We start from the raw sequence: 25,294 nt of genomic DNA on the forward strand, positions 1-25,294 counted from the left end.
ATTCGGCCGACTCGGGTGCCGAATCGACCGAACACTCGTAGCGTTGGTGAGGTGACTGTCGCCAATCCCGAACCCCGCCCGCGCACACTCGGTGAGCTGCGCGCGTCCGGACACGTGCAGCGCCCGATCAAGGATGAGATCCGCGAGAACCTGCTCGGCGCGTTGCGTGACGGCCGCGACCCCTGGCCCGGCATCGTCGGGTTCGGCGAGACCGTGTTGCCGCAGCTCGAGCGCGCCCTGATCGCCGGCCACGACGTGGTCCTGCTCGGTGAACGCGGCCAGGGCAAGACCCGACTGCTGCGGACCCTCCCGCTGCTGCTCGACGAGTGGACGCCGGTGATCGCGGGTTCGGAACTGGGCGAGCATCCCTATCAGCCGATCACCCCGGCCTCGATCCGCCGGGCTGCCGAGCTGGGCGACGCGCTGCCGGTCGCGTGGCGGCACCGAAGCGAGCGGTACGCGGAGAAGCTCGCGACCCCGGACACCTCGGTGGCCGACCTGGTCGGCGACGTGGATCCGGTCAAGGTCGCGGAGGGCCGCAGCCTCGGTGATCCGGAGACCATCCACTTCGGTCTGGTCCCGCGTGCGCACCGTGGCATCGTCGCGGTCAACGAGCTGCCCGACCTGGCCGAGCGGATCCAGGTGTCGCTGCTGAACGTCATGGAGGAACGCGACATCCAGGTTCGTGGCTACACGATCCGGCTTCCGCTCGACGTGTTGCTGGTGGCCAGCGCCAACCCGGAGGACTACACGAACCGCGGCCGGATCATCACCCCGCTCAAGGACCGCTTCGGTGCCGAGATCCGGACCCACTATCCCAGCGAGCTGGCCGACGAGGTCGCGGTGATCGAGCAGGAGGCGCAGTTGCGCGCCGAGGTGCCGGACCACCTGCTCGAGATCCTGGCGCGGTTCACCCGGTTGCTGCGCGAGTCGCCGTCCGTGGACCAGCGGTCCGGGGTGTCGGCGCGGTTCGCGGTGGCCGCCGCGGAGACGGTGAGCGCGGCGGCGGTGCATCGTGGGGCGGTGCTGGGGGAGGCCGATCCGACGGCGCGACCGGTGGACCTCGGCACCGTGGTCGAGGTGCTGCGCGGCAAGATCGAGTTCGAGTCCGGTGAAGAGGGCCGCGAGCTCGAGGTGCTCGAGCACCTGCTGCGCCGGGCCACCGCGGACACCGTGCGCGAGCGGCTCGGCGGCCTGGACCTGGCGCCGCTGGTGGCGGCGATCGAGTCCGGCTCGCCGGTGGTCACCGGCGAGCGGGTCGCGGCGAAGGACCTGCTCGGCGAGCTGCCGGAGCTGGCGGTGTTCGACGCGCTCGCCGACCGGCTCGGCGCCGAGAGTGTGGGGGCGCGGGCCTCGGCGGTCGAACTGGCGCTCGAGGGCCTTTACCTGGCGCGCCGGATCGCCAAGGATCCCGACGACGACGGGCAGCTGGTGTACAGCTGATGTACCAGCGGTACGGGCCTTATCACGGCGGCGACGACCCGCTGGCGCCGCCGCTCGACCTGCGCGAGGCGTTGGACGCCATCGGCAACGACGTGCTCGAGGGTTCGTCGCCGCGCCGGGCGCTGCGCGAGCTGCTGCGGCGCGGCACCGACCGCACCCGCGGGCTCGACGAGCTGGCGGCGCAGGCGAACCGGCGACGACGAGAGTTGTTGGAACGCAACAATCTCGGTGGCACGCTCGACGAGGTGCGTGAGCTGCTCGACCGTGCGGTGCTCGCCGAGCGCAAGGAACTCGCCCGGGCCCTCGACGACGGCGCGCGGTTCGCGGAGTTGCAGCTGAGCGAGTTGCCGGCGTCCACCGCGCAGGCGGTGCGGGACCTGTCCGAGTACGACTGGCGCAGCCCGCAGGCCCGCGAGGACTACGAGAAGATCCGCGACCTGCTCGGCAGGGAACTGCTCGACCAGCGCTTCGCGGGCATGAAGTCGGCGCTCGAGCACGCGACGCCGGAGGACCGCGCCCGCGTGGACGAGATGCTGCGCGACCTGAACGACCTGTTGGACAAGCACTCTCGCGGCGAGGACACGGACGAGGACTTCGCCGAGTTCATGGACAAGCACGGCGAGTTCTTCCCGGAGAACCCGCGCGACACCGAGGAGCTGCTCGACGCGCTGGCCCGCCGGGCGGCGGCCGCCCAGCGGCTGCGGAACTCCCTGACCCCCGAGCAGCGTGCGGAACTGGATGCGTTGGCGCAGCAGGCGTTCGGCAGTCCGAGCCTGATACAGCAGCTGGACCGGTTGGACGCGAACCTGCGCGCGGCGCGGCCGGGGGAGAACTGGGACGGCAGCGAACGGTTTCGCGGCGACGACCCGATGGGTCTCGGCGAGGGCACCGCCGCGTTCGCGGACATCGCGGAGCTCGAGCAGCTGGCGGAGCAACTGTCCCAGGAGTACGCGGGCGCGCAGCTCGACGACATCGACCCCGACGCGCTGCTGCGTCAGCTCGGGGAGGAGGCTGCAGCCGACGCCCGCACCCTGGCCGACCTCGAACGGGCACTGCAACGGCAGGGCTTCCTCGATCGCGGGGCGGACGGTCAGTGGCGACTGTCGCCGAAGGCGATGCGTCAGCTCGGGCAGTCGGCGCTGCGTGATGTGGCGCAGCGACTCTCGGGTCGCCGCGGTGAACGCGACACCCAACGAGCGGGTGCGATGGGCGAACCGACCGGGGCGAGCCGCTCCTGGGAGTTCGGCGACACGGAACCGTGGGACGTGACCCGGACCGTCACCAATGCGGTGCTGCGCGCGGCATCGGCAGGGCTGACGGAACTTCCCGTGCGGCTGCAGGTCTCCGACGTCGAGATCGCCGAGACCGAGCAGCGTGCGCACGCTGCGGTCGCGTTGCTGGTGGACACCTCGTTCTCGATGGTGATGGACGGCCGCTGGGTGCCGATGAAGCGCACGGCGCTGGCACTCAACCACCTGATCACCACCCGGTTCCGCGGCGACGACCTGCAGCTGATCGGCTTCGGCAGGCTCGCGCAGCAGCTGAGCCCGGCCGAGCTGGCGGGACTGGACGGCGCCTGGGACCAGGGCACCAACCTGCATCACGCGCTCCTGCTCGCGGGCAGGCATCTGCGTGGCAACCCGAACGCGCAGCCGGTCGTCCTGATCGTCACGGACGGTGAGCCGACCGCGCACCTCGAACCCGACGGGCGCGCGTTCTTCGACTACCCGCCGCACCCGAAGACGTTGGGGCTCACCGTCCGTGAGCTCGACAACCTGGCGAAGCTGGGTGCACAGGTGACCATTTTCCGGCTCGGCGACGACCCCGGGCTGGCCCGCGTGGTGGACCGGATGGCGCAGCGGGTCGGCGGGCGGGTGGTGGCGCCGGAACTCGACGGGTTGGGCGCGGCGGTCGTCAGCGACTACATGCGGTTGCGGCGGAGGCGCTGACGGTCGCGTCGGAGGTCGCCAGGGCGTGCGAGGTCAGGCGAGCGTCCACGCTGCGAGGCCGATCGCGGGGATCGAGGCCAGGGTGGTGACGAGGGCGCAGTCGCGGGCCAGCACGACACCGCGCTGGTACCGGCTGGCGTAGACGAACACGTTCTGTGCGGTCGGCAGCGCGGAGACCACGACGACGGCGAACAGTTCGTGGCCGTCGAGACCGAGCAGGAAGCGGCCCATCCCATACGCCAGGACGGGCTGCAGCCCGATCTTGAGCGCGGAGGCGAGGGCGATCTCGCGGCGTGGGCTCAGTCCGCGTTGGAGCACCCGCACCCCGTAGAGCGAGATCCCGAACGCCAGCAGGGCGCCTGGCACCGACGCGCCGCCGATGATGTGGAACGGCTGGACGAGCGCTTCCGGCGGCGTCCACCCGGACAGCGAGACCGCGAGGCCCGCGATCCCGGCGACGACGATCGGGTTCTTGAACGGGGTGGTGACGGTCTCGGCCAGCGAGGCGCCGCGTCGGGTGGTCGCCAGGTCGAGCGCGGTCAGCGCGATGGGGGAGTAGACGACGATCTGGAACAACAGCAGCGGCGCCACGAAGGACGCATCGCCGAGCACGAACACGGAGATCGGGATCCCCAGGTTCGCGGAGTTGACGTAGCTGGCCGCGAGCGCGCCGATCGTCGCTTCCGGCAGGGGCTTGCGCAGCCAGCCCATCGCGATCGTCAGGTAGATGCCGCCCACCACGAACGCCGTCGCGGCCGCGACCGCGAGGGTCGGCGAGAAGATCACGGCGAGGTCCGAGGTGGCGAGGGTGTCGAACAGCAGCGCGGGGGTGGCGACGAAGAACACCAGCCGGCTGAGCACGAACTCGCCGTGCTCGCCGAGCACCCGGGAGCGGCCCAGCGCGTACCCGATCGCGATCACCACGAAGATCACGGTGAAGCCCGCGAACACACCCGACACCCGCGAACCTCCTAGAGAACAACCCCGGAGAGTCTAGTGGGTAGCAGTGCGAACGAATTCGCCGCGCGCCGCCTTGCCGCCGGGCCCGGTTGCACTCAGGATGACCTCATGGCGACCTCTGGCACGTCTGCGCGGCGAGTCCTCGCGATCGCGGCGGCCCTGTTCCTCGGCGTCACGGGATGCGCGAGCGACATCGGCGGTACCGCCCTGCCGGCGCCCGGCGCGCCGTCCGCTCTTGCCGGGCCGACGACGACCGCCGCCACCGGGACCACCGCCACCGCGGCACCGGCGGCGTACACCGCAACCAGCATGCGGGTGTCGGGCGACAACGGTCGCGTCCGCTACGACGTCGTGCTGCCCCAGGTCGCGGGCGGCGCTCCCGCCGTCGCGGGGGAGTTCAACGAGTCCGTCCGCGCGGCGCTGCAGGACCAGATCGACGGTTCGCCGGGCGAGCGGTTCACCCTCGAAGGACGCAACGAGTCGACGGTTGCCCGCATCGGCGCCAGGGTGCTGGCGGGTCTGCTGGTCACCTCGTGGAACGCGGACCCACCCGGCGCGCACCCGACGCCGCTGGTGGCGACGGTGGTGATCGACGCGGACAACGCCCAGCCCATCACTCTCGGCGCCCTGTTCCCCGACCTGCCCGCGGGGCTGCGGCGACTGTCGGACGAGTCGGCGCGGTTGCTGCCCGCGACCGCGGCCGGCCCGGGCTTCGACCGGTCGGGGATCGAGCCGACGGAGGCCAACTTCGCGAACTGGATCCCCACGCCGGCGGGCATGGAGATCCACTTCGCCGACTACCAGGTCGGCCCGCACGCGGCCGGGCTGGTCGTGGTGACGGTGCCGTGGGACCGGCTCGACGACGTGATCGCCCCCGGCCTGCGGGACGTGGTCCGGAGCTGACGGGCCCGGCCTCAGGGGAGCCCGGCACGCAGAAAGGCCGCGCAGTCCGGGGACTGCGCGGCCTTTCGAGTGCTTCTGACTACCGGCTCGTGAACGGCAGCAGGGCCATCTCGCGGGCGTTCTTCACCGCGACGGCGACCTGACGCTGCTGCTGCGGGGTCAGGCCGGTGACGCGCCGGCTGCGGATCTTGCCGCGGTCGGAGATGAACGTGCGGAGCAGGTTCACGTCCTTGTAGTCGACGTGCTCGATCTTCGCCGCGAAGAGCGGGTTCTTCTTGGGCTTGCGACCCGCGTCAGCGCCGCGGGGCTTCTTCGACGGGGCTCTCTTGACTGCCATTGCTTCCCTTACGGCTCGATTACCAGCTGGACTTGCGGACGCCTGGCAGTTCCCCACGATGGGCCATCTCGCGAACGCGCACACGGGACAGGCCGAACTTCCGTAGGTGACCTCGCGGACGTCCGTCCGCAGCGTCACGATTTCGCAATCGTACCGGACTCGCGTCGCGCGGCAGACGCTGCAGGGCGGCCTGGGCCGCGGCGCGCTCGTCGGCCGAGGTGGAGGGCAGGCGAATGGTCTCCTTCAGCTCGGCGCGACGCTCGGCGTACCGGGCGACGACCGCCTTCCGCTGCTCGTTCTTCGCGATCTTGGACGTCTTGGCCATCTCTAGCGCTCCTCCCTGAAATCGACGTGTTTGCGGACCGCCGGGTCGTACTTGCGCAGCACCAGCCGGTCCGGGTCGCCCAGGCGGTTCTTGCGCGTCACGTAGGTGACGCCGGTGCCCGCTGTCGACTTCAGCTTGACGATCGGACGGACCTCGTTGCGGGCCATTACAGCCGAACCCCCTGTGCGCGCAGTCGGGCGACGACGGCCTCGATTCCGTCGCGGTCGATGGTCTTGATGCCCTTGGCGGAGACGGTCAGCGTGATCCGCCGCCGCTCGCTCGGCAGGTAGTAGGTCTTGCGCTGGATGTTCGGATCCCAGCGCCGGCTGGTTCGGGTGTGCGAATGCGAGACGGACTTGCCGAAACTCGGCGAGCGTCCGGTCACCTGGCAGTGTGCCGACACCGCGGCCTCCTTGCTAACGAAAATCGTTTTCGACAATGGCGGGGTTTCACTGTAGCGTCGCGGTCGGTTATTGACAATCGTTGTCGAAAGGGGTGCTGTCGTGACCGACAGTCGAACGCCGCTCATCGTGATCGCGGGCTGGTCGGATGCCGCCGAATCCACCGCACGGTCTCTGCTGGCGGACGGGACGGTGCTGGTCCACCACGACCTGAGTCACCTCGGGGAGGGGGTGGTGCGCCGGACCGTGACCGACCCGGACGGGCGCACCCGCACCACCGTCCTGGAGCTCGCGCACGGCTGCGTGTCCTGCACGCTGCGGGAGGACCTGCTGCCGCTGCTGCGTCGACTGCACGCGCGCAGCTCGGTGCGGCGCATCGTGCTGCAGCTGGACCGGACGCTCGAACCGGAGGCGCTGTGCCGTGCGGTCGAGGACGTCGTCGTCGCGGGGGTCGTCGGGCAACTCGACGGCCCCGCGTCCAGGGACGTGCGGATCGAGGCCGTCGTCGTGTGCGTGGCCGCCGACAGCTGGCTCGACGACGCCACCGGAGACCAGGCCCTGGTCGAACGCGGACTCGGCGTCGGCGACGACGAGCGCACCGTCGCGCAGGTCGTGGTCGGGCAGGTCGAGTACGCCGACGCACTGGTCGTTGCGGGCGCGGGCGAGGACGGGTGGAACCAGGCCCGACTGCATGCGGTGCTGGCGCGGCTGGCCCCCGCCGCCCCGATCGACTGGATCGGAGACGACCTCGCTCCCGACGCGCCTCGACTGCTGACCCGGATCCCCGGCAGCGCCCGACGTGGCGCCGCCGCCGACGCGCACGCGCCGCTGCTGCGCGGTCAACCGCCGCTCGCGACGGACTGCGGCGTGAGCCTCGTCGAGTTCGTCGCCGAGCGGCCCTTCCATCCCGAGCGCCTGCACGAGGCTCTCGACGTGCTGCTCGACGGGGTCGTCACCGCGCGCGGGCGGTTGTGGCTGGCCACCCAACCGGACCGCGTGCTGTGGCTGGAGTCGGCGGGCGGGGGACTGCGGGTCGCCGACGGCGGGCGGTGGCTCGCCGCGATGACCCCCGGCGAGCAGGAGCGGGAGCCGACCGCGCGGCGGGCGATGGCGGCCGTGCGCTGGGACGCGAGGTTCGGCGACCGGGACGTGTCCCTCGTGGTGCTCGCGCACGCCGCCGACCCGAGCGATATCGACCGCGCCCTGCAGTGGGCGCTGGTCACCGACGAGGAACTCGACTGCGAAGAGCAATGGCCGACATGGCCGGACCCGTTCGGGCACTGGCACCAGGACCCCTGCGCTTCGAGCGAGTCACCGTACAGCGACGTCAACAGAGAGGGCACGGCATGAAGAAGAACATCCATCCCGACTACCACCCGGTGGTCTTCCAGGACGCGAGTACCGGGAGCGCGTTCCTGACCAGGTCCACCGTCACCGCTGAGCGCACCGTGGAATGGGCCGACGGCAACACCTACCCGCTGGTGGTCGTCGACGTGACCAACGAGTCGCACCCCTTCTGGACCGGCGCAGCCCGAGTGATGGACACCGCCGGCCGGGTGGAGAAGTTCGAACGCAAGTACGGCCGCCGCACACGCTGACCCCCTGCCCCCGCCTCTCCGATGTCACACCGGTTCGGTCAGACCTACCGAATGTGACATCGGAGAGATCGGGGGCTGGGGCTACCATTTCTCCTCGCATGACGTTGTAGCCGCGCCGGTGACCCGAGCGTCGTCCCCCGGTCACGCAGCACGGACGGCTGTCCCGGCCGCCCGCGACCGCGCCGGATCGTCCGGACTCCCGGGTATGAATCCACGCTCCGGCTCGGCGTCGCGCAACGCCCATCCCGAGGAGCACCGTGCCCGACAACACCGAGCCCGCCGCCGCAACGACGTCGGCAGCACCAGCACACCCCGACCAGCACCAGCCGGGGCTGTCCCGGCAGCTGTCCAACCGGCACATCCAGCTCATCGCCATCGGCGGGGCGATCGGCACCGGACTGTTCATGGGGTCCGGCAAGACCATCTCCCTCGCCGGACCGTCGGTGATCTTCGTCTACATGATCATCGGCACGATGCTGTTCTTCGTCATGCGGGCGATGGGCGAGCTGCTGCTCTCCAACACCGGCTACAAGTCCTTCGCGGACTTCGCCGCCGACCTGCTCGGCCCGTGGGCCGGGTTCTTCACCGGATGGACCTACTGGTTCTGCTGGATCGTCACGGGTATCGCCGACGTCATCGCGATCGCCGGCTACGTCTCGTACTGGTGGGGTTCGTTGCCGCTGTGGATCCCCGCCCTCGCGGCGGTGGCGCTGCTCGTCGGCCTCAACCTGCCCACCGTGAAGGCGTTCGGCGAGACCGAGTTCTGGTTCGCGCTGATCAAGATCATCGCGATCGTCAGCCTCATCGTGGTCGGCCTGGCCATGGTCTTCTCGCACTTCACCGCGCCCGGTGGCGCCGAGGCCTCGTTCGCCAACATGTGGAACGACGGCGGGTTCTTCCCGACCGGGGTCATGGGCTTCGTCGCAGGCTTCCAGATCGCGACGTTCGCGTTCGTCGGCATCGAACTCGTCGGTACCACCGCCGCCGAGGCCAAGGACCCCGAGAAGAACCTGCCCAAGGCGATCAACTCGATCCCGGTCCGCGTGATGCTCTTCTACGTGGTCGCCCTCGTCGTGATCATCTCGGTCACCCCGTGGCGGGAGATCACCGCCGACCGCAGTCCGTTCGTGGCCATGTTCACCCTCGCCGGCCTCGGCATCGCCGCCTCGGTGATCAACTTCGTCGTGCTCACCTCGGCCACCTCCTCGGCCAACTCGGGCATCTACTCGACCTCACGGATGGTGTACGGGCTCGCCCAGGAGGGCGACGCGCCGGCGTCGTTCAGCAAGCTGACCAAGCGCCGGGTACCCGCGAACGCGCTCTACCTGTCCGGTGTGTTCCTGCTGGCCGGTGTGGTGATGGTCGCGGTCGGCAGCTCGATCATCGAGGCGTTCACCATCGTGACGACCATCTCGTCGCTCTGCTTCATCTTCGTGTGGTCGATCATCCTGATCAGCTACATCGTGTACCGCAAGAAGCGCCCGCAGCTGCACGAGGCATCGAAGTTCAAGATGCCCGGCGGCGTCCCGATGTGCTACGTCGTCCTTGCCTTCTTCGTGTTCCTGATCTGGGCCTTCACCCAGAAGGAGGACACCCTGCACGCCCTGCTGGTGACCCCCCTGTGGTTCGCGGGCCTCGGCGTGGCGTGGGCGGTGCTCCGGCGCCGGCCGATTCAGATGGCTCGGGCGGCGGCATTCAAGGGCGAGCAGGCCACGGCGGGCGAGTAGCCGCGGTGCTGGAGAGAATCATCGAACTCGCCGGGATCGTCGCGTTCGCGGCATCGGGTGCGATGGTCGGCGTGTCCAAACGACTCGACATCTTCGGGGTGTGCGCGGTCGGGGTGACCACCGGAATCGGCGGCGGCATCATCCGTGACCTGCTGCTCGGTATCCACCCGCCCGCCTCGCTCAGCGAGTGGCCGAACTTCACCACGGCGCTGATCGCCTCGCTGCTCACCTTCTTCCTGCACCCGGCGGTGCGGCGGCTCCGGATCGGGGTTCTCACGCTCGACGCGGTCGGCATGGGCCTGTTCGCCGCCTCGGGGTCGGCGCTGGCTCTGGCGGCAGGGGCGAGCGGCCTCGCCGCCTGCCTGATCGGCGGGACCGCGGCCGTCGGCGGCGGGATCCTGCGCGACATCCTGGTCAACGAGATGCCGCTGCTGCTGCATCGCGACCTGTACGCGATACCGGCGCTGATCGGGTCGACGGTGGTGGTGGCCTGCTCGGGCCTGGGGCTGACCTCCAACACGGGCCTGGTCGTGGGGACGGTCTCGGCCTCGGTGATCCGACTGCTCGCGCTGTGGCGGCACTGGAGCCTGCCGGGGCCGCGGCTGGTCGACGACTGATCGGTCTCGGCGCAACTCCACCGACACGCCTCAGCGACCTCTCAGCCGGATCTCAGTTCACAGGTAGAAACTATGAGCATGCGCATCCTGGTGGTCGACGACGACCGTGCCGTGCGGGAATCGCTCCGCCGGTCCCTCACCTTCAACGGTTACACCGTCGACCTCGCGGTCGACGGGCTCGACGCGCTCGAGCAGATCGCCGCGGGCAGGCCCGACGCCCTCGTGCTCGACGTCATGATGCCCCGACTCGACGGCCTCGAGGTGTGCCGTCGACTGCGCAGCGCGGGCGACGACCTGCCGATCCTGGTGCTCACCGCGCGGGACTCGGTCTCCGAGCGGGTCGCGGGCCTGGACGCGGGCGCCGACGACTACCTGCCGAAGCCGTTCGCTCTCGAGGAGTTGCTCGCGCGACTGCGCGCACTGCTGCGGCGGGCCGCCCCGGAGGTCGGCGCGGACTCGGAGACGATGTGCTTCGAGGATCTGACCCTCGACCCGGTCACCCGCGAGGTCACTCGCAAGGGTCGCTCGATCAGCCTGACCCGCACCGAGTTCTCGCTGCTGGAGATGTTGCTGGCGAACCCGCGTCGGGTGCTCAGCCGCAGCCGCATCCTCGAGGAGGTGTGGGGCTACGACTTCCCGACCTCGGGTAACGCGCTCGAGGTGTACGTCGGGTACCTGCGCCGCAAGACCGAGGCAGACGGGGAACCGAGGCTCATTCACACCGTCCGCGGTGTCGGCTACGTGCTGCGGGAGACGCCCCCGTGATGGTTGCCCCCTTCGGACGCGGCGCGGCGCAGCGGTCCACCGCACCCGACGCATCGCCGGATCGACCGCTCGGGGCCGGCGGCGCCACGCGCCCGGACCCGGCGCCGGTACCCGAGATGCGCCCGCCCATGCCGCTGACCCGATCGGTGTCGCTGCGCTGGCGCGTCACCCTGCTGGCGGCCTCGGTCGTGGCCATCGCGGTGGCGGTCATGGCGATCGCCGCCTACGCGGTGGTCTCGCGTGCGCTCTACAACGAGGTCGACTCGCAGTTGCGCACCCGCTCGGCCACCCTGATCAACAGCAACCTCGACGCGCTCGACATCCGGACGATCTCGCTGGCCACCGTCTACTCCAACGACATCAGCGTCGCGCTGATCTTCCCGGACATGAAGGTGTACATGCCGCCGGGCTCGAACGCGCCGATCGGTGACGCCGAGATGTCCGTCGCGCGCGGCGAACACGACTCGGCCCTGCGGACCATCGCCGGTCAACGCGTCCTGAGCCAGAAGACGAATCTCGGCAGCACCCTGGTGATCGCCCAGCGGCTCGCGCCCACCGGTGAGGTGCTCGACCGCCTCGCCTGGGTGCTCTTCATCGTCGGCGGGTGCGGCGTCGGACTGGCGGCGGTCGCGGGAATGGCTGTGGGCCGCACCGGTCTGCGGCCGATCGGCAGGCTGACGGCTGCCACCGAGCGGGTGGCACGCACCGACGACCTCACCCCGATCCCGGTGACCGGCAACGACGAACTCGCCCGGTTGACGGTCTCGTTCAACACGATGTTGCGGGCCCTCGCCGAGTCGCGGGATCGGCAGAGCCGGCTGGTGGCCGACGCCGGGCACGAGCTGCGGACGCCGCTCACCTCGCTGCGCACCAATATGGAACTGCTCATCGCGGCCGGCCGACCCGGCGCGCCCGCCATTCCCGACGAGGACATGGCGGAGCTGCGCGCCGACGTGATCGCCCAGATCGAGGAGCTGTCCACGCTGGTCGGCGACCTGGTGGACCTGGCCCGAGAGGATGCGCCGGAGACGGTGCACGAGCGGATCGACGTCGGCGACGTCGTGGAGCGTTCGCTCGAGCGGGCCCGCAGGCGTCGCAACGAGGTCGACTTCGAGGTCGAGACCGTGCCGTGGTTCGTCTACGGCGACGGTGCCGGGCTCGCACGGGCCGTGCTCAACGTGCTCGACAACGCCGCGAAGTGGAGCCCGCCGGGTGCGCAGGTGCGGGTGCGGATGCGACAGTTGGATGCGGGGCACCTCGCGCTGACCGTCGACGACGCGGGACCGGGTATCCCGCCCGAGGATCGGCAACTGGTGTTCGAGCGGTTCCACCGGGCCACGGCCGCGCGGTCGATGCCCGGATCGGGGCTGGGCCTGGCGATCGTCCGGCAGGTGGTCGTCAAGCACGGCGGCACGGTGACCGCGGGGGAGTCCACACGGGGTGGGGCCCTGATCACCATCGTGCTGCCCGGCGAGGCTGAGTTCGTCGCGGAGGGCCGTGCGGACAGCAGGATCTCGGCAAACTGACAGGACGATCTCAGGCCTCTCTCAGACCGTCCGGGCAGTCTCGAAGACAACGAGATCGAATCGAAGGCCGCGCCCTCGAGGCGCGCAGGGGAGAACGGACATCACACAGCCATGAGCGACGACCAGCACAACCAGGGTCAGGACTCGCCCTGGGCCCCCCAGCCCGCCACCAACCAGCCGCCGCAGACCCCGCAGGCGCAGTCGGACGACCAGACCGCGGTGAACCCGGCGGCCCACAACCCGGCCGAGCAGTACCCGACCGTGGCGCATCCGACCGCCCAGCACCAGCAGTACCAGCAGCAGGCGTACCAGCAGTCCGGGTACCAGCAGCCGTCGTACGGCAGCTACCAGCAGCAGGATGCGTACGGCGCGACCGCCCAGTACCCGACCGCGGGTGGCCCCTCCACCGCCGGCATGGCGACACCGATGGCCGGCGCCCCGGCCGCGGGCAAGCCGAAGTCCGGCCGCACCGCGATCGCGGCGGGCGCCATCGCGCTCGCGCTGGTCAGCGGCGGCATCGGCGGCGCGGTGGGCGCGTGGTCCGCCAACAACGGGAGCGGTTCGGGCCCGGTGACCAACGCGCTCAACGCCCCGCGGACGAACGCGACCCAGACCGCGAACGCCCCGGCCGGCTCGGTGCAGTCGGTTGCCCAGAAGGTGCTGCCGAGCGTCGTGCAGATCCAGGTCACCGGCAGCCGCGCCGAGGGTGAGGGGTCCGGCATCGTGCTGTCCTCCGACGGTCTGATCCTGACCAACAACCACGTCGCAGCGGGCGCCGGACCGGACGGCAAGCTGGCGGTCGCGTTCTCCGACGGCTCCACTGCCACCGCCAAACTGGTCGGCACCGACCCGACCTCGGACATCGCGGTGATCAAGGTCGACGGCCGCACCGACCTCACCCCCATCGAGCTGGGCACCTCCGCGGATCTGCAGGTCGGTCAGCCGGTGGTGGCGATCGGGTCGCCGCTCGGCCTCGCCGGCACCGTCACGAGCGGCATCATCTCCTCGCTCAACCGCCCGGTGTCCACCAGCGGAGAGTCCGGAAACCAGAACACCGTCATCGACGCGATCCAGACGGACGCGGCGATCAACCCCGGCAACTCGGGCGGCGCGCTGGTGAACATGGACGGAAAGCTGATCGGCATCAACACCGCGATCGCCACCCTCGGCGGGGAGGCCGCCAGCGGACAGCAGGGCGGCTCGATCGGGCTCGGCTTCGCGATCCCCGTCGACCAGGCCCGCCGCGTCGCCGACGAGCTGACCAAGACCGGCAAGGCCAGCCAGGCGATCGTCGGAGTGTCGGTGTCCTCGCGGGACACCTCGCACGGCGCGGGCGTACAGGACGTCACCCAGGGCGGTCCCGCCGACCAGGCGGGCATCCCGAAGGGCGTGGTGATCACCAAGGTCGACGATCGGATCATCGACAGTGGTGACGCGCTGATCGCGGCGATCCGCTCGCACGCCCCCGGCGACAAGGTGAAGGTCACCTACACCGATGCCAACGGCGGAAATTCGAAGACTGTCGAGGTCACCCTCGCCGCGGCGCCCACCACGGGCGGCCGGTGATGATCACTCCGAACGGCCGCGCCTCCGGGCGCGGCCGTTCGGCCGTATCCCGTATTTACGGCCAGGTCGGTGCCACCGGCCGGTCAGCCACTACCGTAGGAGTCATGGACATCGAAACCCCGCTGGCCGGCCGCGCTCTCGTGGTGATCGTCGACGATCGAACCGCCCACGGCGAGGGGGTGGATTCGATCGGACCCCTGGTCGCCGAGCTGCTCGGGGAGGCAGGTTTCCTCGTCGATGCCACCGTGGCGGTGTCCGCGGACGAAGTGGAGATTCGCAACGCGCTCAACACCGCGGTGATCGGCGGCGTCGACCTGGTGATCTCCGTCGGTGGCACCGGTGTCTCACCGCGTGACGTCACCCCCGACGCGACCGCCGCCGTGCTGGACCGGGAGATCCCGGGTATCAGCGAGGCGCTGCGGTCGTCGGGACTCGCCGCCGGGGCGCTCGACGCCGGCCTCTCGCGCGGGCTGGTCGGAGTGTCCGGCAGTACCCTGGTGGTGAACCTGGCCTCGTCCCGCGCCGCCGTGCGCGACGGAATGGCCACCTTGACCCCGCTCGCCGGCCAGGTGATCGGCGAACTCTCCTGGATAGAGGACTAGTCATCACCGACCACGCCGAGCAGGCACGCCCCAGCCGGGACCCGATCGATCGGGCCCGGCTGGCGCGCATTTTCGGTGACGTCCTCCCCGAGACCACGCGCGACGAGCGCGGCGACGGCGACTCGCCTGGATCCTCCGAGTCCGTCGGCGACGAGTGGTTGCGTCGGCAGGTTCCCCCGCATCACGGCTGAGCCGACGCGGGTGCGTGCGACACGTCCGTGAACATCTTCCCGACGTTGTCGCCTCCAGCCGTCCCCCGATCGCGGCTCGTGCCCGTGAATTGTTTCCTTAACACTGTGTGACGACTCACCCCGCACTATCGAAAACTATTCATTGCCAGGGGACTCCGCCCTGGTTAGCCTCCTCGCGAGTCAGCTCAGGAATGGCCCGACGGGCCGTCGATGGGTAGGTCCGCCCGGTGGAGGCGCGGTTTGTCGATGGCGACTCATCGGTAAAGCGTGCACCAACAAGTAGTCACCGTGAATTCACGCTGCGGTAATCACAGTTGGCAATACTTCGCCGGGTCTTATGGGACCACTCGTCAATCTCGGCGGTCGAGGTTGAGTAGTAGCAGAACGTGATGAGGGGAACGAATGAGCGAGAACCGCAAGTCCGGCCTGCGCCGTGGCGCCCGAATCGTCGGTGGCGCGGCCGTTGCGGCCGTTGCCGTCGGCCTGGTGTCCACGGGTGTGGCGGGTGCCGACACGTTCGTGCCGTTGCCGGACGGGTCGAAGACCACGCCGGGTGTGGTCGTCTCGCGTACGGGTGAGAGTGCGTTGATCTCGCCGTCGTTGGCGGCCAACGGTGCCGGTCGTACGGCGTGGGTGTCGGGCACGGTCACCGCGGACGTGTCGTCGATCGCCAAGGAGGGCGAGGTGGGTCCGTTCAACGGTGCGAAGAACGATCCGGGTACGAACAACTCGTCCACGCACGGGGTTTCGCGGATCAGCACCGGGTACATCGTGGGGTGCCAGGTGGACATCACGGGTCTGGGCGGGTCGTTCGGTGGCGGTATCGACCTGAACGGTCCGTCGTTGTCGGCGTCGTTGACGGTGCCGGTGTCGGCGGGTCAGGTGAAGTTCGTGAACGTGGCGGGCAAGGACATCAAGAAGAACGGCAAGTACTCGGTGCAGTTCCAGGACACCCAGTTGGAGATCCAGAACTGCGGCGGGTACGCCCAGGCCCGGTCCTACACCGTGGTGGAGATCGTGGGGGACAACTACTCCAAGACCACCCTGTACGGGCAGCCGTTCTCCATCGGCTGATCGCGGCTTCGCCGCCTGATATTCCGAAATCTGAACCCTCGAAAGGGAATTGATGAACGCCAGCAAGACCGGCCTGCGTCGCGGGCTGCAGATCGCTTCCGTCGGTGCGGCCGCTGCCGTGGCCGTCGGCCTGTTCTCCGTCGGTGCCGCGAACGCGGACACGTTCGTGCCGTTGCCGGACGGCAGCATCTCCGAGACCCTGGTCGACGGGACGATCGTGAAGATCACCCGCACCGGCGAGTCGGCGAACGTGTCGCCGTCGTTGGGTGCGACGCCGTTGCACCGCAACGTGTGGGTGTCGGGTTCGGCGAAGGTCGAACTGATCGGCCCGAACGCCGACGGTGGCAAGATCGAGCCCGGCTACGTGGTGGGGTGCCAGCTGACCCTCGGTGGCAAGTCCGGTGCCGACTCGGGCATCGGGTCGAACTACGCGGGCGACAAGACCACCCAGTCGGCGAAGGGGTCGGGCACCGTCTCGATCGGACCGGGCCAGGCCGTGAACCACCGGCTGCTCGACCTGGAGAAGGCCGACGACTACGGTTCCGAGTCGCACTCGGGCGCCAACAGTTTCAAGGGCAAGGGCGGCAGCGTCACGTGGGCCGACGAGACCATTGCCGTCAACGGGTGCGCCGGCTACGCCCAGGCCCGCAACTACGTCAAGGTCACCGCGAACACCAAGAACGTCAACAGCACCATCACCCTGTGGGGTCAGCCGTTCAGCATCGGCTGACCCATCGGTGACCTGAATCACTTACGGACGGAACGGGTTACGCTCACATGTGAGACCGATCACGATTCGACCCCTCTTGCGAAGCCGGGGACCACGCGGAGAAACCCGCGGGTTCCCGGCTTCGTGGTGTTTCGCCCCGTTCCCGCACAGTTAACGATGCGTAAAAGTGAGGTTCGCACCCTTTCGGACGTCCGTCCAAGGTTCTAGCTTTGCGGGGCAACCAAGCTCAGCCCCCGACCGCCGGGGCTGGGCCGACACCTGTGAGGGGTACGAATGAGTGAGATCAGGAAGTCCGGCCTGCGCCGCAGCACCCGAATCGGTGGTGTCGGCGCCGTTGCCGCCGTCGCGATCGCGCTGACGTCCACCGGCGCCGCGAGCGCCGACACCTTCGTCCCACTGCCCGACGGGCAGAAGGCGGGTCCGGGCGCGGTGGTGACGCGGACCGGCGAAAGTGCGTTGATCTCGCCGTCGTTGGCGGCCAACGGCGCGGGTCGCACGGCGTGGGTGTCGGGCACCGTCAGCGCGGACGTCACGGGTGTCGCCGAGGAAGGCGAGGTCGGTCCGTGGAACGGTGCGACCAACGATCCGGGTACGAACAACTCGTCCACGCACGGGGTTTCGCGAATCAGCACGGGCTACATCGTCGGGTGTCAGGTCGACATCACCGGACTGGGCGGTTCGCTCGGTGGCGGAATGGACCTGTCGGGTCCGTCGCTGTCGGCATCGATGACGGTGCCGGTCTCGGCCGGTCAGGTGAAGTTCGTGAACGTGGCGGGCAAGGACGTCAAGCGCAACGGCAAGTACTCGGTGCAGTACCAGGACACCCAGCTCGAGATCCAGAACTGCGGCGGCTACGCCCAGGCCCGGTCGTACACGGTGGTCGAGATCGTGGGCAACGACTACTCGAAGACCACCTTGTACGGGCAGCCGTTCAGCATCGGCTGATCGGGTTCGGCTCGTCCAAGTCCTCGTTCACTTCCGTCTCGACTGATGTGAGACGGATTCCCCCAGAGGGGTTTTCATGCGTACTTCCAACAAGAGCCTGCGTCGCGGGCTGCAGATCGCTTCCGTCGGTGCGGCCGCTGCCGTGGCCGTCGGCCTGTTCTCCGTCGGTGCCGCGAACGCGGACACCTTCGTACCGCTGCCCGACGGGTCGATCTCCAAGACCCTGGTCGACGGCACCGTGGTGACGGTGACCCGCACCGGTGAGTCGGCGACGGTGTCGCCGTCGATGGGGGCGACGCCATTGCATCGCAACGTGTGGGTGTCGGGATCGGCGAAGGTCGAGATCTCCGGACCGAACGCCGACGGCGGCAAGATCGAACCCGGCTACATCGTGGCCTGCCAGCTGACCCTCGGTGGAGAGGCGGGTACCGAGTCCGGGACGGGTGCGGGCTGGGACGGTACGCCGGGCGAGCCGTCCGCCGGGGGTACCGGCAACGTGTCGATCGGTCCCGGTCAGGCGCAGGCGTTTTCGGTGCTCGATCTCGAGGCGCCGGACGACTTCGGCGGGGAGTCGCACTCGGGTGAGAACTCGTTCACCGGCAACTCGGGTTCGGTGACGTGGGCGGACTCGACGATGGGTATCGACGGTTGTGCCGGGTACGCGCAGGCGCGGTCCTTCGTGAGGGTGAAGGTCAACACGGAGAACGTGTCGAGCACGGTCACCCTGTGGGGCCAGCCCTTCAGTATCGGCTAGGAATGCTCGAAACAGGCTGGGCCCGTACCGTTCTCGGTACGGGCCCAGGCCGGGTTCGAGGTGGGGCTACTGCCTGCGGAGCGCCGGGCTCTCGGCCAGCAGGTCGCGAATCTCGCCGAGCAGCTCGTTGTCGGTGGCCGTCTCGACGACGGGCTTGCCGAACCGCTGCTTGGCGTGGTTGTACGGCATGATGAGCACGAAGTAGACGACCGCCGCGATGATCACGAAGTTGATTGCTGCGGTGAGAACCGCGCCGATGTTCACGAATGTCGCCGGATTGTCGGTGATCTGGAAGCCGAAGCCCATCTCGGCGCTGCCGATGGAGGCGATGAGCGGATTGACGATGTTGTTGGTGAAGGCGGTGACGATGGCGGTGAAGGCCGCGCCGATCACGACCGCTACCGCGAGGTCGAGCACGTCGCCCTTCATCAGGAAGTCCTTGAAACCCTTGAGCATGGTGTGGTCTCCATTCCGTCGGCCGGTTGGTGAGCGTGGACAACGATGCCAGGAACCCTGATGGCTGTCGAGCGAGCTCACATCCGGTCGATCAGTGGAAGGTGACGGCCAGCGCGCCGGTGAGTGAGGCCGCGGCCACCGTGGTGGCGGCCTCGACGGGAAGCGCCAGCATGACCACCCGATCACGGGTGTTGCGGCCGGATTCCTTCTCCGACACCAGGACTACGGTGGCGCTCGACGCCAGGACCCGCGGATCGGTGGAACGATCGCCGCCGACCGTCAGCACGTCCACTCGGTCGCCGACCCGAAGCACGTCGGTGACCTCGGGATCTGCCAGCCGGATCGGGACCACTCGGGCCTCCGGGCCGCCGACGGCCGCCTCCGCGAGGCGGGGGCCGAGCAGGCGCACGTCGGTCATCGCTTCGCCGCTGCGGGCCGGGCCGGCTACGGTGTGCCCGATCGCGTCGCCGGGCGCACGGAGGGCGCCCGCCGGAACGAGGTCGGCATCCATCGGTGTCACCCGAAGGTCGGAGAAGACGAGGACCTGGCCCGGGGCCAGGTCGCGCGCGGCGGTGACCACGGGGACCTCGTCGGTCTCCCGGTCGCCGCGGATCAGCAGGAACAGTGCCATCAGCACCAGGACACCCGCCGCGATCCGGCGGGCGAGGGTCGTACGGGCCCAACCAGGTCTGGTCAGTCGCGCGAGGCGGTCGCCGTAGGTGCGGGACAGGGTGTCGCGTCGGCGTGGCATGAACTCACGCTAGGGCCGCCGGGGTGTCGTCCGGCCCGCGCCGGACCCGTCCTGTGGACGGCTCCGGCGGCTGTGGACAACCCGAAACTAGCTGGTGGCGGCGCTTGCGGCGGGTGCGGGGGTGCTCGCCGGCGCGGCGGAGGACGAGTCGCTCTTTGCTGCCGCCGAGTCCGACTTCGTGCTCGCCGCCTCGCTGGCGGTGCTGCTGCCGCCGCGACTGTCGGTCCGGTAGAAGCCGCTGCCCTTGAACACGATGCCCACCGAGTTGAAGAGCTTGCGGAGCTTGCCCGAACATTGGGGGCAGACCGTCAGGGTGTCGTCGCTGAAGGACTGCACGATGTCGAAGCGGTTGCTGCATTCGGTACAGGCATAGGAGTAGGTGGGCACTGAAGGGTCCTCCGCACGGGGTACTCAGGCCTGGGTAGTGATACCGCAGGCATTGGCACTTTACAGTCAAGAGTGCCAACGCCGCTAATCAGCTGCGCATTCCCCTGGATTGACGCCGCCCTTGGTCGGGCCGGTGGTGGTGACCGTCACCGGAGGAGCTGCAGGCCGTGTCCGGGTGTCAGTGCCTCGTCCATCCGCACGTCGTGTGGGTCCTCGGGCAGCTCGTCGACCAGCTCCTCGTCGCGGACCACGGCGACCAGGCGGGCGGCGGGATCGGCCAGGTCGAGGCTGCGGTCGTAGAAGCCCGCGCCGCGGCCGAGTCGCACCCCTCGGCGGTCCACCGCCAGTGCAGGCACCAGCACCAGCGCTGCCTCACCGATCGTCTCCGGCGAGAGGTGCCCCTCGGCTGGCTCGAGCAGTCCGAAGGAAGCCCGGACAAGGGAATCGCGGCCACGGTACGGCGCCCATCGCAGCGGGCCGGGCTCGCCGGCGACGGGCAGCAAGACCCTGCCGACGACCCGGTTCAGCGCCTCGACCATCTCGATCGACCCCGGTTCACGGCCCACCGGGACGTAGGCGCAGACCGTCGCAGACGGACCGGCAGCGGACCCCAGAGCGCGGGCCGCCGCGGCGATCGCACCGGCCTCGGCGGCGCGGACGTCCGGTTCGAGTGCCCGACGGTCCGCGAGCACCCGCTCCCGCCACTGCGCTTTCGTCAGTGTCGGCACGGCAAGGTCTCGGTCGTTCGGATCATTCCGCTAACCCTAGGACTCAGTGTCGACACCGCCGATGGATAGGGTGTGTGCCATGACAGAGCTCGGCACCAATCAGACCAGGGCATTCCGCACGGCGATCGTGCCTGCGGCGGGACTCGGTACCCGGTTCCTGCCCGCGACGAAGACGGTGCCCAAGGAGCTGCTGCCGGTCGTCGACACCCCCGGCATCGAACTCGTGGCCGGTGAGGCAGCCGATTCGGGCGCCTCGCGGCTGGTGATCGTGACCTCCGAGGGCAAGGACGGGGTCGTCGCGCACTTCGTCGAGGATCTCGTGCTCGAGAGCAAGCTCGAGGCGAGTGGAAAGTCGCACCTGCTCGAGAAGGTGCGGAAGGCGCAGGGCCTGCTCGCGGTGGAGTCGGTGGTCCAGGACGAACCGCTCGGCCTCGGTCACGCTGTCGGGTGCGTGGAGTCGGTGCTCGACGACGACGAGGACGCCGTCGCGGTGTTGCTTCCGGACGACCTCGTGATGCCTCGCGGGGTCCTCGAGACGATGGCCCGTGTGCGTGCCAAGTGCGGCGGCAGTGTGCTGTGCGCGATCGACGTTCCCAAGGACCAGGTGAGCGCCTACGGCGTCTTCGAGGTCGAGGTAGAGCCGGGCGCGACGAACCCCGACGTGCTCAAGGTCACCGGGATGGTCGAGAAGCCCAAGCCGGAGGACGCGCCGTCGACGTTCGCGGCGGCGGGCCGCTACCTGCTTGACCGTGCGATCTTCGACGCGCTGCGCCGGATCACGCCGGGGCAGGGCGGCGAGTTGCAGTTGACGGATGCGATCGCGCTGCTGATCGCGGAGGGGCACCCGATGCACGTGGTCGTGCACCGTGGAGGGAGACACGACCTCGGAAATCCCGGCGGCTACCTGCGGGCTGCGGTTGACTTTGCGCTCGACAGCGAAGAATACGGTCCGTCGCTGCGCGAGTGGCTCGTGCAGCGATTGCAGCAGACGGGTCGGTAGTGGGGTCGGGAGGCAGTGACTACATGCGCTCGGTTGAGGAGCAGCAGACCAGGGTGACCGCTGCCGCGGTCGCGCCCCGGCCGGTGCGCGTAGCGATCTCCGAGGCACAGGGCCTGTTGTGCGCGGAGGAAGTGGTCACCGAGCGTCCCCTACCTGGATTCGACCAGGCCGCCATCGACGGCTACGCCGTGCGAAGCGTGGATGTGGCCGGTGCGGGTGGCGACGTGCGCGGCGAGGACGGTGAGCCGATCGAGGTGACCCTCCCGGTGGTGGGGGAGGTCTCGGCCGGGTCCCGGCAGCCGACCCGGCTGCAGCCGCGTCAGGCCGTGCGCGTGGACACCGGCGCGCCGCTGCCGACCCTCGCGGACGCCGTACTTCCGCTCGATCGCACCGACGGCGGGCAGAACCGGGTGCGGGTGCTGGCCCCGGTCCGCTCGGGCGACTACGTCCGCCGGATCGGCGACGACGTTCAGCCCGGCGACGTCGCGGTGCGCGCGGGCACGATCATCGGCGCCGCCCAGGTGGGCCTGCTCGCGGCGGTCGGGCGGGACAAGGTGCTCGTGCACCCCCGGCCCCGGCTGTCGGTGATCACCGTCGGCGGCGAACTCGTCGACGTCGACAGGACGCCGGGTCCCGGCCAGGTGTACGACGTGAACTCGTACGCGCTCGCCGCGGCCGCCCGAGACGCCGGCGCCGACGTGAACCGGGTCGGGATCGCCGGCAACGACCCGCGCCGGTTGCGCGAGGTGGTCGAGGGACAGCTGATCCGGTCGGAGATCGTGATCATCGCGGGCGCGGTCGGCGGCGGGGCCTCCGACCAGGTCCGCGAGGCTCTGCGTGAGCTCGGCGATCTCGAGGTCGAGCGGGTGGCGATGCACCCCGGCTCGGTTCAGGGCTTCGGGCAGCTCGGCCGCGACGAGGTGCCGACCTTCCTGCTGCCGTCCAACCCGGTGAGCGCGCTGGTCGTGTTCGAGGTGATGGTCCGGCCCCTGATTCGTATCGCCCTGGGTCGTCGGCAGCCGATGCGCCGGATCGTGACCGCTCGGACGGTCGCGCCGATCACCTCGATCGAGAAGCGCAAGGGATTCCTTCGCGGACAGCTGATGCGGGACGAGTCGACGGGGGAGTACCTGGTTCAGGCGCTCGGCGGCGCGCCGGGCGCTTCCTCGCATCTGCTCGCCACCCTGGCCGAGGCGAACTGCCTGGTCCTCGTCGACCCCGACGTCACCGAGATCCGAACCGGGGATCAGGTGGACGTGGCCTTCCTCGCGCAGCGGGGCTGACGTCGTGGCGACGCCACTGCGCCGGTACACCGTCCATCCGGGCTGGCCCGCCGAGCTGGGACCGCTCGTCGTGAGTGCGGGGCGGGTGACGCTGCGGCCGATCCGGTTGCGCGATGCCGCCGCCTGGAGTCGGATTCGAATTCGGGACCAGGAACATCTCCGGCCGTGGGAACCGACCGGCGAGGGCCCGTGGGACGCGCGGCACCACATCGGTAACTGGCCGGGCCTGTGCTCCGCGCTGCGGTCGGAGGCACGCAAGGGGCGGATGTTGCCCATGGTGATCGAGCTGGATGGCAAGTTCTGCGGACAGCTGACGATCGGCAACATTATCCGCGGGGCACTGCGCTCGGCCTGGATCGGTTACTGGGTGACCAAGGAGGTCGGCGGTCAGGGGGTTGCGACGGCGGCGCTCGCCCTCGGCCTCGATCATGGCTTCTCGGCGGTCGGCCTGCACCGGATCGAGGCGACGGTCCGGCCGGAGAACGCCGCGAGCCAGGCGGTGCTGCGGAATGTCGGCTTCCGGGAGGAGGGGCTGTTGCGTCGATACCTCGACGTCGACGGTGCCTGGCGTGACCACCTGCTGGTGGCGATCACGATCGAGGAAGTCGAGGCCACGGTCGTGGACCGGTTGGTGCGGTCGGGCAAGGCGACCTGGGGCTGAGTGGTCCTGGTTACCTTTCCGCTACCCGGTGTGCAGGGATGCGGCAGTAGTGACTAATGTGGCATGTGGGAAAGGTGAGTCGGCGCGTCTGCGGGGAACAGCACGCCGAGACAACTAGCCTGGGCATGCCACTTCGGTCAGGCGTGCTGGTGACAGCCGTGCCAACAGACGACGGAGAGGGAGGGTCGCCGACATGCCGAACTCCTTGCTGTGGATCGCGCTGGTTGTCGTGTGGCTCATCGTGCTGTTGCCTATGCAGGCCAAGCGTCGACCCCGTATTCGGCAGACCACCGACGTGGCGCTCGCGACGCGAGTTCTCGACAGGGACCAACTCGCCCGGCAGCACAAGCGTGGTCCGGCAACCGGGCACCGTAGCGATCCGAACTGGCGCCCCGATCCCAATCGCCCGATGGACGCGGAGGACTGGATGGAATCCCACGCAGGAGCCGACGCGACTCTCGACCGGGACTACGACGAACCCGAAGACCACGGGTACGACGACCGACGCGAGGCCGGGCGGTACGTGCCGCAGCGCCGGGGCCGCGGAGGATTCGACCCGGAAGCCGACGCGATCGCCCGGGCGGCCCGTTATTCGTTCCGTCAGCGCGCGGTCCTCGGGCTGGTGCTGGCCGCGATCATGTCCGCGGCGCTGGCGATCATCGTCTCGCCGATGATGTGGTGGGCGTGCGTGGCAGCGGTCGCCGGGCTGGTCGGCTACATGGCCTATCTTCGCCGGCAGGTGCAGATCGAGCACGAGATCCGACGCAGGCGGATGGCGCGACTGAGCCGGTCGCGGCTCGGGGTCGAGTCGCGTGAGGACGAGGAGCTCCGGCTCGTTCCGTCGCGACTGCGCAGGCCGGGTGCGGTCGTTCTCGAGGTCGACGACGGCGACCCCGTCTTCGACCACCTCGACTACTACGACGAACAGGCCGACGTGGATCTTCCCCCTCAGGAGGTCCGACGGGTGGTCGGGCAGTAGCAACAGGCGTTGCCCGGTCCTGCGCACGCCCCGCTGGGCGACACCATCGTCGACGAGACTGCCGGAGGACCCCTGGTGTGACGGCTCGGTCTCGGAAGGGTTGACGGCGGATAAGCCGCTGACCTGCCGATTTCTTTCTGTGGGCGGGGTCCTGCTACAGTTGCCGAGCGTTCCTTCGGGGGCGTGGTTCGGGGCTGTGGCGCAGTTGGTAGCGCGCTTCGTTCGCATCGAAGAGGTCAGGGGTTCGATTCCCCTCAGCTCCACCACGAAAAGGCACCACCCGCATTGCGGGTGGTGCCTTTTCTCGTTCTTGCCCGCTGTCACCCGCGGACCCGAATGGTTAGCAAAAGTACTGGTCGAACGGGGTCCGTCGGTTGTCGGTCACTCGTCCATGTGTGCGTCTCGAAATGGCTTCGTGCGGTCGGTCGCTGTGATGTACTGCATCGTCTTCGTGCCGCGGAGGGCCCATGCGGGCGTCGTCGGCGCACCGGAACAAGAGCCTGTGTGGTGGGACGTGCTGAGCGATCCTGCTGCCGGCGCGGAGGAAATGTATGTCTGACAGAAGCGTTCGTCGTGTGGTGGGTGGTGTCAGCGCTGTGGCCGTTGCGGCCGGGTTCGCGGTGACCGCCGGTGTCG

Annotated in this window: 29 protein-coding genes and 1 tRNA gene; 21 read left to right on the forward strand and 9 right to left on the reverse strand. The window is 69.5% G+C overall.

Annotated features, from left to right (window positions below; genetic code table 11):
* Positions 1–51 precede the first annotated feature (51 nt).
* The gene (locus ACFVH2_RS06030; RefSeq protein ID WP_378420419.1) at positions 52–1,443 is read left to right on the forward strand and encodes an ATP-binding protein; all 1,392 of its coding nucleotides are present in this window, start codon (positions 52–54) and stop codon (positions 1,441–1,443) included.
* Complete coding sequence (locus tag ACFVH2_RS06035) at positions 1,443–3,392, forward strand: VWA domain-containing protein (RefSeq protein WP_378420418.1); 1,950 nt, start codon at positions 1,443–1,445, stop codon at positions 3,390–3,392. The genes ACFVH2_RS06030 and ACFVH2_RS06035 overlap by 1 nt, the downstream gene beginning before the upstream one ends.
* A gap of 33 nt (positions 3,393–3,425) precedes the next feature.
* Here ACFVH2_RS06035 and ACFVH2_RS06040 read toward each other — a convergent pair whose 3' ends face one another.
* Positions 3,426–4,352 (reverse strand): AEC family transporter, encoded by a 927-nt coding sequence (locus tag ACFVH2_RS06040; RefSeq protein ID WP_378420417.1) that lies wholly within the window; start codon positions 4,350–4,352, stop codon positions 3,426–3,428.
* Positions 4,353–4,460: 108 nt separating this feature from the next.
* On the opposite strand from ACFVH2_RS06040, the gene ACFVH2_RS06045 reads away from it, so the two are divergent.
* A complete protein-coding gene (locus ACFVH2_RS06045; RefSeq protein ID WP_378420416.1) occupies positions 4,461–5,255 on the forward strand; it encodes an RsiV family protein in 795 nt (264 codons plus the stop codon).
* A 79-nt stretch (positions 5,256–5,334) separates the two neighbouring features.
* Here ACFVH2_RS06045 and rpsR read toward each other — a convergent pair whose 3' ends face one another.
* The 4 genes from rpsR to rpmB are packed head-to-tail and all read right to left on the reverse strand — an operon-like array spanning position 5,335 to position 6,320.
* The gene (gene rpsR, locus ACFVH2_RS06050; protein WP_072842868.1) at positions 5,335–5,592 is read right to left on the reverse strand and encodes a 30S ribosomal protein S18; all 258 of its coding nucleotides are present in this window, start codon (positions 5,590–5,592) and stop codon (positions 5,335–5,337) included.
* Positions 5,593–5,611: 19 nt separating this feature from the next.
* Complete coding sequence (gene rpsN / locus ACFVH2_RS06055; protein ID WP_378420415.1) at positions 5,612–5,917, reverse strand: 30S ribosomal protein S14; 306 nt, start codon at positions 5,915–5,917, stop codon at positions 5,612–5,614.
* A 2-nt stretch (positions 5,918–5,919) separates the two neighbouring features.
* Positions 5,920–6,084: a 50S ribosomal protein L33 gene (gene rpmG, locus ACFVH2_RS06060; RefSeq protein WP_378420414.1), complete on the reverse strand. Its 165-nt coding sequence runs from the start codon at positions 6,082–6,084 to the stop codon at positions 5,920–5,922.
* Positions 6,084–6,320: a 50S ribosomal protein L28 gene (rpmB, locus tag ACFVH2_RS06065; RefSeq protein WP_378420413.1), complete on the reverse strand. Its 237-nt coding sequence runs from the start codon at positions 6,318–6,320 to the stop codon at positions 6,084–6,086. Before rpmB ends, rpmG begins: the two co-directional genes overlap by 1 nt.
* 100 nt (positions 6,321–6,420) lie before the next feature.
* Between rpmB and mrf the strand changes: the two genes are divergently transcribed.
* The 13 genes from mrf to ACFVH2_RS06130 all read left to right on the forward strand — a co-directional run bounded on the left by mrf (position 6,421) and on the right by ACFVH2_RS06130 (position 18,413).
* The gene (gene mrf, locus ACFVH2_RS06070; RefSeq protein WP_378420412.1) at positions 6,421–7,668 is read left to right on the forward strand and encodes a ribosome hibernation factor-recruiting GTPase MRF; all 1,248 of its coding nucleotides are present in this window, start codon (positions 6,421–6,423) and stop codon (positions 7,666–7,668) included.
* Entirely contained in the window at positions 7,665–7,916 is a 252-nt protein-coding gene (locus ACFVH2_RS06075) for a type B 50S ribosomal protein L31 (RefSeq protein WP_378420411.1), read from the forward strand. Before mrf ends, ACFVH2_RS06075 begins: the two co-directional genes overlap by 4 nt.
* Before the next feature lie 257 nt (positions 7,917–8,173).
* Positions 8,174–9,643, forward strand: coding sequence for a D-serine/D-alanine/glycine transporter (gene cycA / locus ACFVH2_RS06080; protein ID WP_378420410.1), 1,470 nt, complete (start codon positions 8,174–8,176; stop codon positions 9,641–9,643).
* Between the two features lie 5 nt (positions 9,644–9,648).
* Positions 9,649–10,260, forward strand: coding sequence for a trimeric intracellular cation channel family protein (locus ACFVH2_RS06085; protein ID WP_378420409.1), 612 nt, complete (start codon positions 9,649–9,651; stop codon positions 10,258–10,260).
* A gap of 78 nt (positions 10,261–10,338) precedes the next feature.
* Positions 10,339–11,025, forward strand: coding sequence for a response regulator transcription factor (locus ACFVH2_RS06090; RefSeq protein ID WP_378420542.1), 687 nt, complete (start codon positions 10,339–10,341; stop codon positions 11,023–11,025).
* Positions 11,025–12,551: an ATP-binding protein gene (locus ACFVH2_RS06095; RefSeq protein ID WP_378420540.1), complete on the forward strand. Its 1,527-nt coding sequence runs from the start codon at positions 11,025–11,027 to the stop codon at positions 12,549–12,551. Before ACFVH2_RS06090 ends, ACFVH2_RS06095 begins: the two co-directional genes overlap by 1 nt.
* A gap of 111 nt (positions 12,552–12,662) precedes the next feature.
* Complete coding sequence (locus ACFVH2_RS06100) at positions 12,663–14,117, forward strand: S1C family serine protease (RefSeq protein ID WP_378420408.1); 1,455 nt, start codon at positions 12,663–12,665, stop codon at positions 14,115–14,117.
* A 104-nt stretch (positions 14,118–14,221) separates the two neighbouring features.
* A complete protein-coding gene (locus tag ACFVH2_RS06105) occupies positions 14,222–14,719 on the forward strand; it encodes a molybdenum cofactor biosynthesis protein B (RefSeq protein ID WP_378420407.1) in 498 nt (165 codons plus the stop codon).
* A 2-nt stretch (positions 14,720–14,721) separates the two neighbouring features.
* The gene (locus ACFVH2_RS06110) at positions 14,722–14,910 is read left to right on the forward strand and encodes a hypothetical protein (RefSeq protein ID WP_378420538.1); all 189 of its coding nucleotides are present in this window, start codon (positions 14,722–14,724) and stop codon (positions 14,908–14,910) included.
* A gap of 402 nt (positions 14,911–15,312) precedes the next feature.
* Entirely contained in the window at positions 15,313–15,984 is a 672-nt protein-coding gene (locus ACFVH2_RS06115; RefSeq protein WP_378420406.1) for an MspA family porin, read from the forward strand.
* 52 nt (positions 15,985–16,036) lie between these two features.
* Positions 16,037–16,714 carry an MspA family porin gene (locus ACFVH2_RS06120; protein WP_378420405.1) on the forward strand — a complete coding sequence of 226 codons (678 nt, stop codon included), beginning with the start codon at positions 16,037–16,039 and terminating at the stop codon, positions 16,712–16,714.
* A gap of 273 nt (positions 16,715–16,987) precedes the next feature.
* Positions 16,988–17,659, forward strand: a complete 672-nt coding sequence (locus ACFVH2_RS06125) for an MspA family porin (RefSeq protein ID WP_378420404.1) — start codon at positions 16,988–16,990, stop codon at positions 17,657–17,659.
* A gap of 76 nt (positions 17,660–17,735) precedes the next feature.
* A complete protein-coding gene (locus ACFVH2_RS06130; protein WP_378420403.1) occupies positions 17,736–18,413 on the forward strand; it encodes an MspA family porin in 678 nt (225 codons plus the stop codon).
* A gap of 66 nt (positions 18,414–18,479) precedes the next feature.
* Here the strand turns inward: ACFVH2_RS06130 and mscL are convergent, their stop codons facing one another.
* From mscL to ACFVH2_RS06150, 4 genes are all read right to left on the reverse strand, one after another.
* On the reverse strand, positions 18,480–18,869 hold the full coding sequence (gene mscL, locus ACFVH2_RS06135) for a large conductance mechanosensitive channel protein MscL (RefSeq protein ID WP_378420402.1): 390 nt from the start codon (positions 18,867–18,869) through the stop codon (positions 18,480–18,482).
* A gap of 91 nt (positions 18,870–18,960) precedes the next feature.
* Positions 18,961–19,620, reverse strand: a complete 660-nt coding sequence (locus ACFVH2_RS06140) for an SAF domain-containing protein (protein ID WP_378420401.1) — start codon at positions 19,618–19,620, stop codon at positions 18,961–18,963.
* A gap of 87 nt (positions 19,621–19,707) precedes the next feature.
* Positions 19,708–20,007 (reverse strand): FmdB family zinc ribbon protein, encoded by a 300-nt coding sequence (locus ACFVH2_RS06145; protein WP_378420400.1) that lies wholly within the window; start codon positions 20,005–20,007, stop codon positions 19,708–19,710.
* 146 nt (positions 20,008–20,153) lie between these two features.
* Complete coding sequence (locus tag ACFVH2_RS06150; protein ID WP_378420399.1) at positions 20,154–20,735, reverse strand: 5-formyltetrahydrofolate cyclo-ligase; 582 nt, start codon at positions 20,733–20,735, stop codon at positions 20,154–20,156.
* A gap of 79 nt (positions 20,736–20,814) precedes the next feature.
* Between ACFVH2_RS06150 and ACFVH2_RS06155 the strand changes: the two genes are divergently transcribed.
* From ACFVH2_RS06155 to ACFVH2_RS06175, 5 genes are all read left to right on the forward strand, one after another.
* On the forward strand, positions 20,815–21,735 hold the full coding sequence (locus ACFVH2_RS06155) for a UTP--glucose-1-phosphate uridylyltransferase (RefSeq protein ID WP_378420398.1): 921 nt from the start codon (positions 20,815–20,817) through the stop codon (positions 21,733–21,735).
* Positions 21,736–21,758: 23 nt separating this feature from the next.
* Complete coding sequence (gene glp, locus ACFVH2_RS06160) at positions 21,759–23,018, forward strand: gephyrin-like molybdotransferase Glp (protein ID WP_378420397.1); 1,260 nt, start codon at positions 21,759–21,761, stop codon at positions 23,016–23,018.
* A gap of 4 nt (positions 23,019–23,022) precedes the next feature.
* The gene (locus ACFVH2_RS06165; RefSeq protein ID WP_378420396.1) at positions 23,023–23,679 is read left to right on the forward strand and encodes a GNAT family N-acetyltransferase; all 657 of its coding nucleotides are present in this window, start codon (positions 23,023–23,025) and stop codon (positions 23,677–23,679) included.
* A 193-nt stretch (positions 23,680–23,872) separates the two neighbouring features.
* The gene (gene glpR / locus ACFVH2_RS06170) at positions 23,873–24,658 is read left to right on the forward strand and encodes a gephyrin-like molybdotransferase receptor GlpR (protein WP_378420395.1); all 786 of its coding nucleotides are present in this window, start codon (positions 23,873–23,875) and stop codon (positions 24,656–24,658) included.
* A 190-nt stretch (positions 24,659–24,848) separates the two neighbouring features.
* Positions 24,849–24,924 (forward strand) — tRNA-Ala (locus ACFVH2_RS06175).
* Positions 24,925–25,294 lie beyond the last annotated feature (370 nt).

Origin of the sequence: Rhodococcus sp. NPDC127527, from assembly GCF_042672245.1 — a bacterium.
GTDB lineage: Bacteria > Actinomycetota > Actinomycetes > Mycobacteriales > Mycobacteriaceae > Rhodococcus_G.